The organism is Flavobacterium sp. GW823-FHT04A11, from assembly GCF_058796535.1.
In genome coordinates this window covers 2,283,231-2,297,995 of record NZ_CM179503.1, presented here as the reverse complement: position 1 = coordinate 2,297,995, position 14,765 = coordinate 2,283,231, and the positions used below count along the sequence as shown (strand labels likewise).

General features: G+C 35.4%; 12 protein-coding genes. 11 read left to right on the top strand and 1 reads right to left on the bottom strand.

Going from position 1 to position 14,765, the window contains the following annotated elements; genetic code table 11:
- The first annotated feature begins 30 nt into the window (after positions 1–30).
- The 10 genes from AC3QL1_RS09915 to AC3QL1_RS09870 all read left to right on the top strand — a co-directional run bounded on the left by AC3QL1_RS09915 (position 31) and on the right by AC3QL1_RS09870 (position 12,640).
- A complete protein-coding gene (locus AC3QL1_RS09915) occupies positions 31–1,374 on the top strand; it encodes a sigma-54-dependent transcriptional regulator (RefSeq protein ID WP_492497203.1) in 1,344 nt (447 codons plus the stop codon).
- A 248-nt stretch (positions 1,375–1,622) separates the two neighbouring features.
- Positions 1,623–1,904 (top strand): DUF7674 family protein, encoded by a 282-nt coding sequence (locus tag AC3QL1_RS09910; protein WP_492497201.1) that lies wholly within the window; start codon positions 1,623–1,625, stop codon positions 1,902–1,904.
- 159 nt (positions 1,905–2,063) lie between these two features.
- Positions 2,064–2,141, top strand: coding sequence for a K(+)-transporting ATPase subunit F (kdpF, locus tag AC3QL1_RS09905; protein ID WP_073075461.1), 78 nt, complete (start codon positions 2,064–2,066; stop codon positions 2,139–2,141).
- Between the two features lie 74 nt (positions 2,142–2,215).
- A complete protein-coding gene (kdpA, locus tag AC3QL1_RS09900; protein ID WP_492497199.1) occupies positions 2,216–3,937 on the top strand; it encodes a potassium-transporting ATPase subunit KdpA in 1,722 nt (573 codons plus the stop codon).
- 188 nt (positions 3,938–4,125) lie between these two features.
- Positions 4,126–6,159, top strand: a complete 2,034-nt coding sequence (gene kdpB, locus AC3QL1_RS09895) for a potassium-transporting ATPase subunit KdpB (RefSeq protein WP_492497197.1) — start codon at positions 4,126–4,128, stop codon at positions 6,157–6,159.
- A 123-nt stretch (positions 6,160–6,282) separates the two neighbouring features.
- A complete protein-coding gene (locus AC3QL1_RS09890; RefSeq protein WP_492497195.1) occupies positions 6,283–6,834 on the top strand; it encodes a K(+)-transporting ATPase subunit C in 552 nt (183 codons plus the stop codon).
- A gap of 363 nt (positions 6,835–7,197) precedes the next feature.
- Positions 7,198–8,274 carry a porin gene (locus AC3QL1_RS09885; RefSeq protein ID WP_492497193.1) on the top strand — a complete coding sequence of 359 codons (1,077 nt, stop codon included), beginning with the start codon at positions 7,198–7,200 and terminating at the stop codon, positions 8,272–8,274.
- Between the two features lie 155 nt (positions 8,275–8,429).
- On the top strand, positions 8,430–9,557 hold the full coding sequence (locus tag AC3QL1_RS09880) for a universal stress protein (RefSeq protein WP_492497191.1): 1,128 nt from the start codon (positions 8,430–8,432) through the stop codon (positions 9,555–9,557).
- A 229-nt stretch (positions 9,558–9,786) separates the two neighbouring features.
- On the top strand, positions 9,787–11,508 hold the full coding sequence (locus AC3QL1_RS09875; RefSeq protein WP_492497189.1) for a HAMP domain-containing sensor histidine kinase: 1,722 nt from the start codon (positions 9,787–9,789) through the stop codon (positions 11,506–11,508).
- Between the two features lie 370 nt (positions 11,509–11,878).
- Positions 11,879–12,640 (top strand): phosphatase PAP2 family protein, encoded by a 762-nt coding sequence (locus AC3QL1_RS09870; protein ID WP_492497187.1) that lies wholly within the window; start codon positions 11,879–11,881, stop codon positions 12,638–12,640.
- Positions 12,641–12,722: 82 nt separating this feature from the next.
- On the opposite strand, the gene AC3QL1_RS09865 is transcribed toward AC3QL1_RS09870, so the two are convergent.
- Positions 12,723–13,496, bottom strand: a complete 774-nt coding sequence (locus AC3QL1_RS09865) for an XRE family transcriptional regulator (protein ID WP_492497185.1) — start codon at positions 13,494–13,496, stop codon at positions 12,723–12,725.
- Positions 13,497–13,581: 85 nt separating this feature from the next.
- On the opposite strand from AC3QL1_RS09865, the gene dinB reads away from it, so the two are divergent.
- Positions 13,582–14,763 (top strand): DNA polymerase IV, encoded by a 1,182-nt coding sequence (gene dinB / locus AC3QL1_RS09860; protein ID WP_492497183.1) that lies wholly within the window; start codon positions 13,582–13,584, stop codon positions 14,761–14,763.
- The last annotated feature ends 2 nt before the right edge of the window (positions 14,764–14,765 follow it).

The following is a 14,765-nucleotide window of genomic DNA, read 5'->3' as shown; positions in this document are numbered from 1 at the left end:
AATACAGTACGTTTTTAGCCCTTTCCTCAAATGACACACAAAATTTTAATTATAGACGACGAAGAAAAACTGAGAAGTCTGTTGGCACGCATTATAAAATCAGAAGGATTTGAAGTTTTTGAAGCCAAAGATTTAAAATCAGGTTTCAAAAAATTAGAACAAACTGAAATTGATGTTGTTTTATGTGATGTGAAATTACCTGACGGAAATGGAGTTGATTTTCTTCAAAATATAAAAGGAAGTTTTCCTTTGATCGAAGTTATTTTATTAACTGCTTTCGGGAATATTCCGGATGGCGTTCAGGCGATGAAAAATGGTGCTTTTGATTATATTGTAAAAGGCGATGATAACGACAAAATTATTCCGCTTTTATACAAAGCCGTTGAAAAAGCACATTTGCAAAAAAAAGTACAACAGCTGGAAAAACGTATTGGCGATAAATATTCTTTTAATACCATTATAGGAAAATCAAAAGGAATTGAACAAGTTATTGATCTTGCCAAAAAAGTCGCCAAAACTGATTCGACGGTCTTGCTTACCGGCGAAACCGGAACCGGAAAAGAAGTTTTTGCGCAGGCGATTCATGAAAACAGCAATCGCGTTGGTAAGTCTTTTGTGGCTTTAAACTGCAGTACTTTCAGTAAAGAAATTCTCGAAAGTGAATTATTCGGACATAAACAAGGCGCTTTTACCGGAGCTTTAAAAGATAAAAAAGGTTTTATTGAAGAAGCGAATGGCGGAACTCTGTTTCTGGATGAAATTGGTGAAATGCCAATTGAATTGCAAGCCAAATTATTACGCGTTTTAGAAACCAGCGAATATATTCCGATCGGAGACACAACTCCCAAAAAATCAAATTTCAGGCTAATTGCGGCAACCAACAGAGATTTAAAAACAGAAAGCGATGAACACCGTTTTCGTTCTGATTTGTATTTTCGTTTGAATATTTTCGAAATAAAACTGCCGCCTTTAAGAGAAAGAATTAAAGATATTGCGCCAATTACGCAATTTTTTGTCAAACAATTTTCTGAGAAAACAAATAAAAAAACATTAGATATTGCTGATGATTTTCTTCAGAAACTAGAAAGTTATTCGTGGCCGGGAAATATTCGGGAACTTAAAAATGTTATAGAACGTTCTGTTATTTTAAGCAACGGAACTATTTTAACTGCAGATGTTTTGCCTTATGAAATGCAACATCAACCTGAAAAAGCTACCAAATCAATGTCGGCCTTTTCGATGCAAAGTATTGAGAAATTGCATATCCAGAAGGTTTTAAATTATACCAAAGGCAATAAGGCTGAAACCGCAAGATTGTTAGAAATTGGGATTGCGACTTTATATCGAAAACTGGAAGAGTATAGTATTCAGTAATAAAAATAAAATTCAATTTAAAAATTCCAAATTCCAATAGCAGTGGCTGGAATTTTTAATTTTTAATTCCTGATTTTTAATTAAACAAACCTATCATTTCAATAAAAGCTTATCATTTTGATAGGCTTTTTTTATGCCTGAATTTTGGCACGCAAGGGCAATCTCTTTATTGACAACACCTTAGCTATTACTCCGCTTTTTCGGTCTAAATTTTGGCATAAGTGGGAAGAACATAAAAATTCATTCTCATGAAAAATCAAGTCACTTCAATCTACAAACAAGCGGAACGTTTTGCAGAGATTACCAAAAAATCTATTATTTCAGGTAATATCGTTCGTGCAAAAAAATGTCTGGCGCTTGCTGAACGTCTATTCATAAACGGAAGTTTTGAAACTAAAAATGCCATTTCCAATGTCTACATTTTCTCGGTTTCTTCTTTTATGGAAATGCGTCACTGCAATATTTCACATCTTTTTCCGCAAACCCTTAGAGCGGAATATATCAAACAAGTAAATACTTCGGGCGTGTAAAAATGTTTAATCGGTTAACTGTTTAATGTTTAATCGTCCTTAAAAATCTGAACTCTAAAATCTAAAATAATTATGATCACTTTTCTTTTACTCGCATTGGCCGTTTTGCTTTTTGCCATTTGTTTTAAATCAGTTGAATTTTTTGAAAAAATCTAAATCATGACTGCACTATTTATTGTTTCCATCGCCGTTTTTGGGTATTTGGTTTATGTATTAATTAAACCCGAAAAATTTTAAAAAAAAGAATTTTAGAATTTAAGATCGTCTCAAAGAAATCTAAAATCTAAAATCAACAATCTAAAATTAAATATATGAACACAGAATTACTAGGCGTCATCAGTATCTTTATCGTTTCGATAGTTTTAGCCATTCCGTTAGGAAAATATATTGCTAAAGTTTATTTGGGAGATAAAACATTGCTTGACCCGATTTTCAATCCAATTGAAAAATTAATATTTAAAATCAGCGGTATCAATTCCTCTGAAGAAATGAACTGGAAACAACACTTAAAAGCACTTTTAAGTATTAACATGGTTTGGTTCTTTCTTTGTTTTTTCGTTTTATTGTTTCAGGGATCACTGTTTTTAAATCCCGATAATAACCCAAACATGACGCCTGATTTGGCCTTTAACACCGCCATTTCTTTTATTGTAAATTGTAATTTACAGCATTATTCAGGTGAAAGTGGGGTTTCTTACCTGTCACAAATGTTCCTGATGTTCCTGCAATTTGTTTCTGCCGGTGTTGGTATGGCTTCTGCAGCAATCATTTTTAATGCAATGAAAGAAAGAACAACTGAGAAACTGGGTAATTTTTACGATTATTTCATCAAAAGCTGTACTCGTATTTTATTACCACTTTCGGTTATTGTAGCTACTATTTTAGCATTCAGCGGAACTCCAATGGATTTTGACAGTAAAGATTCTATTACCACTTTACAAGGCGATCACGTTGATGTTTCACGCGGGCCTGCTGCTGCATTTATCGCTATCAAACATTTAGGTACAAACGGTGGTGGATTTTTTGGAGCCAACTCAGCGCATCCTTTAGAAAATCCAACTTATTTTACCAATGCCGTTGAACTTTGGTCACAATTAATTGTTCCGTTTGCCATGATTTTTGCTTTAGGTTTTTATCTAAAGAAAAAGAAATTATCCTACGTAATCTTCGGAGTGATGACAATTGGGTTCTTATTACTCGTTATCCCAACAATGATAACAGAAATGAACGGAAATCCAGCCATCGAAAAAATGGGAATTGCCCAAGCAACTGGTGCAATGGAAGGAAAAGAAGTTCGGTTAGGACCAGCTGTTTCAGGTTTTTGGAGCATTGCCACAACCGTAATTTCTACAGGTTCTGTAAATAGTATGCACGATAGTTCAATGCCCGTTTCAGGTGCTATGGAATTGCTTGCCATGATGGTTAATGCGTTTTATGGAGGTTGCGGTGTTGGTATTCTGAACTTCTACATTTTCATTATTCTGGCGGTATTTATTTCCGGATTAATGGTAGGTCGAACACCTGAATTTTTAGGAAAGAAAATCGAAGCGCGGGAAGTTAAAATTGCTGCTTTTATCGCCATTCTACACCCTTTATTAATACTAGCCGGAACAGCTTTAGCATCTTATTTTGCTGCAAATGATACCGCAATGGGTTACTGGTTTAGCGGAAACGCAACAGGCTGGTTAAACAATCCCGGACATCACGGATTCTCTGAAATGTTATACGAATATACTTCGAGTGCTGCCAACAACGGTTCTGGTTTTGAAGGCTTAGGAGATAACAATCCGTTCTGGAATATCACTACAGGAATTGTGTTGTTATTAAGCCGTTTCATTCCTATCGTTGGACCATTGGCAATTGCAGGATTATTAGCGAATAAAAAATACATCCCGGAAAGTGCCGGAACTTTAAAAACTGATACTTCTATTTTTGGAATTATGGTTTTTGCTGTAATCGCAATTATTGCTGCTTTATCATTCTTCCCAGCGTTGGCACTTGGACCTTTAGCAGAGTACTTTACACTAAAATAAAAATGCTGAATATTTTAAACACATAGAAACATAGAATTGATTATCTATAAAAAAGAATATTAAGAAAACTAGTTTTCACACATAGCTATGCGTTTGTATGCAAGTGAAAAGCCTTACTCTCAATGCGAAAAACTATGTCTCTATGTGTTTAAATAAATATTCCGCTAAACAAAATAACATCAAGAAAAATGACAACTAATAAATCCACATCATTGTTTGAAAGTAAGCAAGTAAAAGAAGCCTTGGTGCAGTCTTTTGTGAAGCTGAATCCAAAAATGATGATCAAAAATCCGGTAATGTTTACCGTAGAAATAGGAACCGCCATTATGTTCGCCGTTTGTATTTCCATTTTAATGGGAGCAACAGATCAGGGTAGTTTCACTTATAACGTAATTGTGTTCTTAATTTTATTAGCAACACTTTTGTTTGCCAATTTTGCCGAGGCTATTGCCGAAGCCAGAGGAAAAGCACAAGCCGACAGTTTAAGAAAAACACGTGAAGAAACTCCTGCCAGACAAATTTTGCCTAACGGAGATATCAAAAAAATCAGTTCATCTGAATTGAAAAAAGGTGATGTTTTCGTTTGCGAAGCCGGAGATTTAATTGCAACCGATGGTGAAATTATCGAAGGTTTAGCGACGATCGACGAAAGTGCGATTACGGGAGAAAGTGCTCCTGTAATTCGGGAAGCCGGAGGTGATAAATCATCTGTAACCGGAGGAACAAAAGTATTGTCTGATAAAATTAAAGTAATTGTAACTTCTGAACCTGGCGAAAGCTTTCTGGACAAAATGATTGCTTTGGTTGAAGGTGCAAGCCGCCAGAAAACACCAAACGAAATTGCTTTGACTATTTTATTAGCCGCATTTACTTTAATCTTCGTGATTGTGTGCGTTACGCTAAAACCGTTTGCCGACTATGCAAATGCACCCATCACGATTGCGGCTTTTATTGCATTATTCGTTTGTTTGATTCCAACTACAATTGGAGGTTTACTTTCTGCGATTGGAATTGCGGGAATGGACAGAGCGTTGCGTGCCAACGTGATTACAAAATCAGGAAAAGCGGTTGAAACTGCCGGAGATATTGACGTATTGCTTTTAGATAAAACCGGAACTATCACGATTGGAAACAGAAAAGCAACGAATTTTTATCCTGCAAAAGGCGTTTCTCAGGAAGATTTTATAAAATCTGCTGTATTAAGTTCATTAGCAGATGACACTCCGGAAGGGAAAAGTATCGTGGAACTGGCAGGTGCCGAAACTGCCAATAAATTATCTATTGAAGGTGCTACTTTAATCAAATTTACCGCTGAAACCAGAACTTCCGGAGTTGTTTTAAAAGACGGAACCAATATCAGAAAAGGGGCTCAGGATGCTGCAAAAAACATTGCGCTTCAGGCCGGAAATACTTTTCCTGAAGATACGGCTCAAAAAGTGATTGACATTTCTACAAACGGAGGAACTCCATTAGTGGTCATTAAAAACAATCAGGTTCAGGGTGTTATCGAATTGCAGGATATCATTAAAACCGGAATGAAAGAACGTTTTGACCGTTTGAGAAAAATGGGTGTAAAAACGGTGATGGTTACCGGAGATAATCCGCTTACGGCGAAATTTATTGCCGAAGCTGCCGGAGTTGATGATTTTATTGCCGAAGCGAAACCTGAGGATAAAATGAACTACATCAAAAATGAGCAAAATCTGGGTAAACTAGTTGCGATGATGGGTGACGGAACCAACGATGCTCCTGCCCTTGCACAAGCGAATGTGGGTGTTGCCATGAACAGCGGAACTCAGGCTGCAAAAGAAGCCGGAAACATGGTCGATCTTGATAATGACCCAACCAAACTTATTGAGATTATCGAAATTGGGAAACAGCTTTTAATGACTCGCGGAACTTTAACTACTTTTTCTATTGCAAATGACGTTGCGAAATATTTTGCTATTGTTCCTGCTCTTTTTATTACTGCGATTCCTGCGCTTGAAGGCTTAAACATCATGCGTTTGCACAGTCCGGAAAGTGCGATTTTATCAGCGGTAATTTTTAATGCGATCATCATTCCGATATTGATTCCATTAGCGTTGAGAGGTGTTGATTATAAACCAATTGGTGCAAGTGCCATCTTAAAAAGAAACCTGTTGATTTATGGTCTTGGCGGATTGATTGTCCCTTTTATCGGAATTAAATTAATTGATTTACTGGTAGCTCTATTTATGTAAGCTGCTAAGGCGCTAAGTTGCTAAGGTCCTGAGTTTTTTCTCTCAGTGTCTTAGAAACTTACCGCTCATAATCTTCAAAATCTTAGAAACTTAGAGACTTAGTCCCTTAGAAACTTTAAAAAAATGAAAACAATATTTTCACTATTAAAATTGACACTGCTTACCGTAATTCTGTTTGCAGTTATTTATCCCCTTGCGATTTACGGAATTGCACAATTTGCCCCAAATCAGGGAAAGGGAGAAACTATTTCGGTTAACGGAAAAGTGGTTGGATACCAAAAAATAGGTCAGAAATTCGATAAGTCGAATTATTTCTGGGGAAGACCTTCGGCTGTTGATTATAACGCTGCCGGAAGTGCCGGAAGTAATAAAGGACCAAGCAATGCTGAATATTTGGCTTTGGTTCAAAAAAGAATCGATACACTTTTACTTGTTCACCCGTACTTGAAGAAATCGGAGATTCCATCAGATATGGTGACAGCTTCGGGAAGTGGTTTAGATCCCAATATTTCTCCACAAGGTGCTTTGATTCAGGTGAAACGGGTTGCCAAAGAAAGAAAATTAGATGAAGATAAAGTAAAATCTTTGGTGGAATCTAAAATTAATACCGCTGTTGTTGGTCCTGAAACTGTAAATGTTTTAGAATTGAATGTTGCACTTGATCAATTGAAATAAACCGTCTATAAACCCGACAGGTTTTGAAAACCTGTCGGGTTTGACAAAGTAATTCCGTCATTTTTGTCATCCCGAGGAACGAGGGATCTCCGCGAGTAACTCGACAAAGATTGACGATTCACTGGATGGAGTTTCTAGTGTGATTTCTTCTTCGTCGAAATGACAAACTAAACTTTAAAAAACTAATACCTAACAGATTTTAAAAACCTGTTAGGATAATAAAAGCCCTTTTTACCCTAAAAGCCCTAGCCCCGATAGTAGTGGAAATCCTTTTACTTTTTTCTTTAAAAAGTAAAAGATTGAAACGGATAGCGGGAAACAGCTCCTAAAAAATCTACTAATAAATAATTGAATACCACAAAAATGAAAAAAATAATACTTACCGCTTTAATCGCTTTTGGTTATAGCAATTTGCATGCACAAGAAGAAACAAAAAGTCCGTTTACATTTTCAGGATATGTAGAGACTTATTATAGTTATGATTTTGCAAAACCGGAGAATCATACGCGTCCGGGCTTTTTTTACAATTACAATAAAAGCAATGAAGTAAACGTGAATCTGGGTTTGGCAAAAGTGAATTATTCGAAAGATAATATTCGTGGAAATTTTGCTTTAATGGCCGGAACTTATGCTGAATATAATATGTCGGCAGAACAAGATTTATTGAAAAATATATACGAAGCCAATGTGGGAGTGAAGATTTCGCAAAGCCATAATTTATGGATTGATGCGGGAATTATGCCGGCACACATTGGTTTTGAAAGCGCGATTGGAAAGGATTGCCAGACTTTAACGAGAAGTATTCTGGCGGAGAATTCTCCGTATTATGAAGCGGGAGTTAAAATTGGCTACACATCTGAATCAGGAAAATGGTATTTGGCCGGAATGTATTTGAATGGCTGGCAACGTATTGAGAAAGTGGAAGGCAATCAAACGCCTGCTTTTGGAACGCAAATTACTTATAAACCAACAGATAAAGTGGTTTTGAACTGGAGTACTTATGTTGGAAATGAACAACCGGATATTGACAAAAAATGGCGCTATTTTAATAACTTTTACGGACAATTCAAGGTAACAGATAAAACAAATATTACGGCTGGTTTTGATGTTGGATCGCAACAAGCGGCTAAAAACAGCAACAAATATGATACTTGGTTTTCGCCCGTTTTGATTTTGCAATACAAACCAACTGACAAGATTCAGCTTGCAGCTCGCGGTGAATATTATAGTGATGAAAAAGGAGTTATTATCGCGACTGAAACTCCAAACGGATTTAAAACTTACGGATTTTCGGCTAACTTTGATTACTTAGTTACTGATAATGTAATGTTTAGAATCGAAGCAAGAAATCTTTCGAGTAAAGATGAAATATTTACAAAAGACAATCTTCCAACGGATACGAATACTTTTGTAACGACTTCATTGGCGATTTCTTTTTAAACATTAAAAATTAGTTTTTACCATTAAGATATTAAGAAAGTTAAGTTTTGCCTTAATGATCTAATATTGAGAAATTAAGCTTTGCCTTTATTAACTTAATATCTTAATGGTAAAATAAAAAAACTTTGTGACTTAGCGCCTTAGCGGCAAAAAACATGAAAGAAGAAAACGAAAATAACGCACAGCACTTTCTCGATTTAATTCAGAAATCACGAAAAGGGAAGTTTAAAATCTACATTGGGATGAGCGCCGGTGTGGGTAAAACGTATCGTATGCTGCAAGAAGCGCATTCGTTGTTGAAAAACGGAATTGACGTGAAAATTGGTTACATCGAAACGCATATGCGAAAGGAAACGCATGAACTTTTATCTGGTTTGCCTGTGATTCCGCGGCGAACCATTTTCTATAAAGGGAAAGAGCTCGAAGAACTTGATGTACAAGCGATTATCAATCTGAGACCTGAAGTGGTTATTGTTGACGAATTGGCGCACACAAATGTTGAAGGAAGCAAAAATGAAAAACGCTGGCAGGATGTTCTGGAAATTCTGGAAGCGGGAATCAATGTAATTTCGGCAGTGAATATTCAGCATATTGAGAGTTTAAATGAAGATGTAAAACGGATTACAAACGTTGATGTTCAGGAAAGAATTCCGGATAATGTTTTGCGATTGGCTGATGAAGTCGTAAATATCGATTTGACGGCTGAAGATTTGATTGCGCGTTTGAAAGAAGGCAAAATTTATACGGCTGATAAAATTCAAACGGCTTTGACAAACTTTTTCAAGTCGGATCAGATTTTGCAATTGCGTGAATTGGCTTTGAAAGAAGTAGCAAGTCAGGTGGTTCGAAAAGTCGAAAGCGAAGTACCTCAACTACATGCTTTACGTCATGAAAAACTTTTGGCGTGTATTAGCAGTAACGATAAAACGGCTAAAATTGTGATTAGAAAAGCGGCGCGTCTGGCGAGTTATTATAACGGATCATGGTATGTTTTATACGTCGAAACTCCGAAAGAAAGCAGCACTAAAATTGCGTTAGACAAACAAAGACATTTGATTAATAATTTTAAACTGGCGGTGCAATTGGGCGCAGAAGTCATTAAATTAGAACATAAAAATATTGCAGACGCGATTTTGATCGCTGCGGAAGAAAAACAAATTACAACTGTCTGCATCGGGAAACCGCATTTGAATTTATTTAAAGTAATTTTGTCAACAACGATTTTCAGACGCTTGCTAAACAGGCTGTCTTTATCGAATGTTGATCTTGTTATTCTGTCGTAAAAAAAATCTAACCATATAAGTTATATAAGTTCATTTAAATTGGATGCGTGAAAAATTTAACCGCAAAGAACGCAAGGTTTTACGCAAAGTTCGCTGAGTTTTTTTGCTCGCAAAGTCGCAAAGACACAAAGTTAAGTTTTTCCTGCCTTTCTTAATTATGCAGCTTCTTATATTTTCTTATATTACTTACATGGTTTAAAAAAAATAAAATGTTTTTAAAACAAACATCATGAGAATTAAAACTAAATTGAATTTGGGTGTTGGGTTATTATTTTTATTAATAATTATACTCACTTTGGTAAGTGCTTTTTATATTTTTTCGATAAAAAAAGATACGGAGAATATCCTGAAAGCAAATTATAATACGCTTGAATATTCCAGAAATATGCTTTTGTCTTTGGATGAAATTACTACCAATAAAGAAAATGCGATAATTACTTTTAAAGAAAACCTTCAGAAACAAACAAAAAACGTTACGGAAGAAGGCGAGAAAAAAGGCACGGATAATCTGGAGAAAAATTTTGCACTTTTAGAAAAAAACAGTTCTGATGAATCTCTAAAAATGCAGATCAGACAGGACATTTTTGAGATTATGAAACTCAATATGAATGCCATAAAACAGAAAAGCGACATCGCCAAACATACCGCCGAAACTGCCAATTTATGGATTGCTATTGTGGGAACTTTATGCTTTTTGATTGCTTTTAATTTACTGATTAATTTACCTCATAACATTGCCAATCCAATTAAGGAATTAACCCTGAGTATTAAGGAAATTGCAAATAAAAATTATTCGGAACGAGTTCATTTTACCAATCATAACGAATATGGAGATTTGGCAAAATCATTTAATACGATGGCGCAAAAACTTCAGGAATATAACAATAGTAATTTGTACAAATTATTCTTCGAGAAAAAACGACTGGAAACTTTAATCAATAACATGCACGATCCGATTATTGGTTTGGATAATGAAGGAATTATTTTGTTTGCGAATGATGAAGCTTTAAAAATTATTGGTCTGAAACTGGAAGACGTTATTGGAAAATCGGCTTCTGCACTTGCTTTATCAAATGATTTAATGCGTTCTTTGATTTTGAAAGAAACAGCATCTGACTCTCAGAAAAAGAAAACACTGAAAATTTTTGCTAACGGAAAAGAAAGTTATTTTGATAAAGAAATTCTGAATATTACTATAACTCCAACCGGCGAAGAAAAAGAAATTAATATTGGTGATGTTATTATTCTGCGAAACATTACTCTTTTTAAAGAACTCGATTTTGCTAAAACTAACTTTATTGCCACGGTTTCACATGAATTAAAAACACCAATTGCGTCTATAAAACTGAGTTTACAATTGCTTCAAAATGCTAATACAGGAGACATGAACGACGACCAGAAACAATTGGTTGAAAGTATTAAGGATGACAGCCAAAGGTTACTAAAAATTACTGGTGAACTGCTGAATTTATCGCAATTAGAAACTGGAAATATTCAGCTGAATATCGAAAAAAGCAACCCGTATGCCATTGCCAATTATGCTGTTGAAGCTGTAAAAGTTCAGGCAGATCAAAAACAAATAAAACTTATTATTGATGCCGATGAAAACCTTCAGGATGTAAAAGCCGACAGCGAAAAAACAGGCTGGGTTTTGATTAATTATCTTTCGAATGCCATTACTTATTCGTCTGAAAAAAGTACAATTGTCATTCGATTAAAAAATGAAAATGATCAGATTGTTTTTCAGGTTATTGATACCGGAAAAGGAATCGATTCCAGATATAAAGACAAGGTTTTCGATAAATATTTTCAAGTTCCCGGCAGTCAAAAGTCAGGAACCGGATTGGGATTAGCAATTAGCAAAGAATTTATTGAAGCTCAAAATGGAATAATTGGCGTAGAAAGTAATTTAGGTTTGGGAAGTACTTTTTGGTTTTCGCTGAAGGTTTAGTTTTTTAGGTAAAACTTTTCAAGGTGTAGTCCCTACGGGACACTTTTTACTTATTCTTGTTGTTTTTTCTACCAATATTCTACCAATATTTAACTCCTAAGAGTATATCTCGGAGAGATTAAATGTTGGTAGAAAAGAATTCACATACGATATATTTTGTCCTGTAGTGACTACATAAATATTTTTTTCTTTTTCATTTAATATTGAAATTGTCATTGGTATTGAAGTTTTTATCTTCGAATATTTAGCCAATCTTAATCAAACTATCTTATTTAAAACCAACAAATTAATATTAACTTAAGGTTGTATTAAGCACCAAATACTTAGATCATACATTCGTTATTATTGCAACTCATAACGATAACGAAAGATGTTTTATAAAGCGATTTCTCTGGTATTTTTATTCGGTTTTTTGAGTGCAAATGCACAACAAAACGACTCCATAACAAAAATTGACAGCACATCAAATCATTTAAAATTCAATTACAAACAATTGATTATTCCGAGTGTATTGATTGGATATGGTGTAATTGGAATAGGAAATGACCAGCTATTAAGTTTTAATCATCAAATCAAAAATGAAGTTACTGAAGATATTGATGAAAAAATTACCATTGATGACTTCTCACAGTATGCACCTGCGGCATCAGTTTATGCTTTGAATGCTTTTGGTGTAAAAGGCAAAAATACTATGCGGGATCGTTCGGTGATTTTTGTGACTTCGTATGTTATAATGGCTTCGACAGTTTTAGGTTTAAAATCTCTGGTAAAGGAAGAACGCCCGGACGGAAGTTCTAATAATTCGTTCCCTTCCGGACATACCGCGACTGCTTTTGCCGGCGCCGAATTTTTATGGCAGGAATACAAAGACAAATCAATTTGGTACGGAATTGCAGGTTATACCGTAGCAACCGGAACCGGATTATTTAGAATTTACAACAATCGACATTGGCTAACGGATGTTGCTGCCGGAGCCGGAATTGGGATTCTGAGCACTAAATTGGCATATTGGATGAATCCGTATATCACCAAAAAATTATTTAAATCATCTTCTGAAACTAATTCAACTTCTATGATAATGCCTTTTTATAATGGGCAGCAATATGGGTTGGGTTTTGTGAAGGTTTTTTAGATTTTTCCGCCACGAATTCACGAATTTTGATTTAATAATTCGTGAATTCGTGGCGGAAAAAAAATAATCTGTTTAGCTGAAATTACGTATTCGATGTATTATTCTTAATCTCCATCACTTCTCGTTTTACCTCCAAAAGCAAATCTTTCATACTTTGAGATTCTGTTTGTTCATGACGTTTATCGCTTCTTCCGATGTTGCATTCGTATTCCCAGATTTCTAAAATATCTGAAGCTTTCACTTCATAATTCGGATAAAAACGATTGTCTGATTCCAAAACCAAAGCATTCTTTTTGTTTTTGTTGAGACGTTTATATACCATTCCCTCATTTTTGGTAATCAGAATATAGGTTTTTCCATCCATTACCTCTCCCAGCCTTTCTACATAACGGCCAATAATGATTGAACCGTCTTCATGTGGCGGCATCGAATCTCCTTCAACAGGAAATCCGCGGTGTTTTCCAGGACCTAAAAACGGAAGGGAAACTTGCTGCAGACTTTCAATATATTCCGGATCGGCATAACCGTTTAGATATCCTGCTTTTGCCTTTTGGGATACAATTTCGATATAATTCTCCCCAAAACTATCTACTTGTATAGGCAAAATAAGTCGGTTTCCTTCGAGTTTTATTAAATTTTCTATATTGATTTTACGTATGTCAACAGACAAGAGTAAGTCAATGCTCATATGAAAATATAAAGCAATCTGCTTTAAAATATCATACGGTGCTTCGGAAGTTCCATCTTCGTATTTAACGTATCTTCCTCTGGTAATTCTAAGGTTTTCAGCTAATTTCTCTTGTGATATTTTATGCTTAACCCTCAATGCTCTGATATTATCTGAAAATAAGGACATAATTAATTTGTTATAATTTGGAACAACAAATATACAAAAAAATGTTATCATCTGTACTAATTTTGTTTAATACAAAAACAAGGAAATGGCAAGGGCAATTGTACACATGGATTTGGATACCTTTTTTGTATCCTGCGAGAGACTAACCAACTCAGAGTTAAGTGGTATTCCGCTTATTATTGGTGGTGGCGATCGCGGTGTTGTGGCCTCTTGCTCGTATGAAGCAAGAAAATTTGGAGTACGCTCAGCCATGCCTATTCAGATGGCAATGAAACTTTGTCCTGATGCAAAAATAATTAAAGGTGATATGGAATTGTATTCTAGATTATCGCACGATGTTACTCAGGTTATTCAGGAAAAAGCACCGATAATGGAGAAAGCCAGTATTGATGAATTCTATCTTGATATTACCGGAATGGATAAATTTCATGGCAGTTATAAATGGACAGATGAACTCGCGCAATCGGTTATTAGAGAAACCGGATTACCTATTAGCTTTTCATTATCTGTTAATAAAACGGTTTCTAAAATTGCTACTGGTGAAGGCAAACCAACTGGAAATTTAGAAATTCCTGAAGGGAATGTACAAAACTTTCTGAATCCATTATCGATCCAAAAAATACCTATGGTGGGTAATGTTACTTTTCAGCTTTTATCCCGAATTGGCGTTCGTAAAATTCAGACTTTATCTGAAATGCCGCCCGAAGTTTTACAGCAAATGATTGGTAAAAGCGGTCTTGATATCTGGAAAAAAGCTAACGGAATCGACCATACGCCTGTTGAACCTTATACGGAAAGAAAATCTATTTCGACCGAACATACATTTTCTCAGGATACTATAGATATTATTATGCTAAAATCGATATTGATTGGCATGGTCGAAAAACTGGCTTTTCAACTTCGATCAGAACAATGGTTAACCTCAACAGTCACAGTAAAAATACGTTACGCCAATTTTGATACCGAAACCAAACAATGCAAAATTGCTTATACCTCAGCAGATCATATTCTGACAAAAAACGTAATGGAATTGTTTGATAAAGTTTACCAACGAAGAATGAGGCTGCGTTTGGTTGGTGTTCGCTTTAGCGGATTAGTTCGGGGCACTTATCAAATTAACCTATTTGAAGATACCGAGGAAATGTTAGCACTATATGCGGCGATGGACAGAATGAAAAGCCGTTATGGTTTTGATGCCGTAATGCGCTGTGCCGGAGCTTCTTTTAAACCAAATAACAAAGACGAAATTTTAAAACGTATCAAATAAAA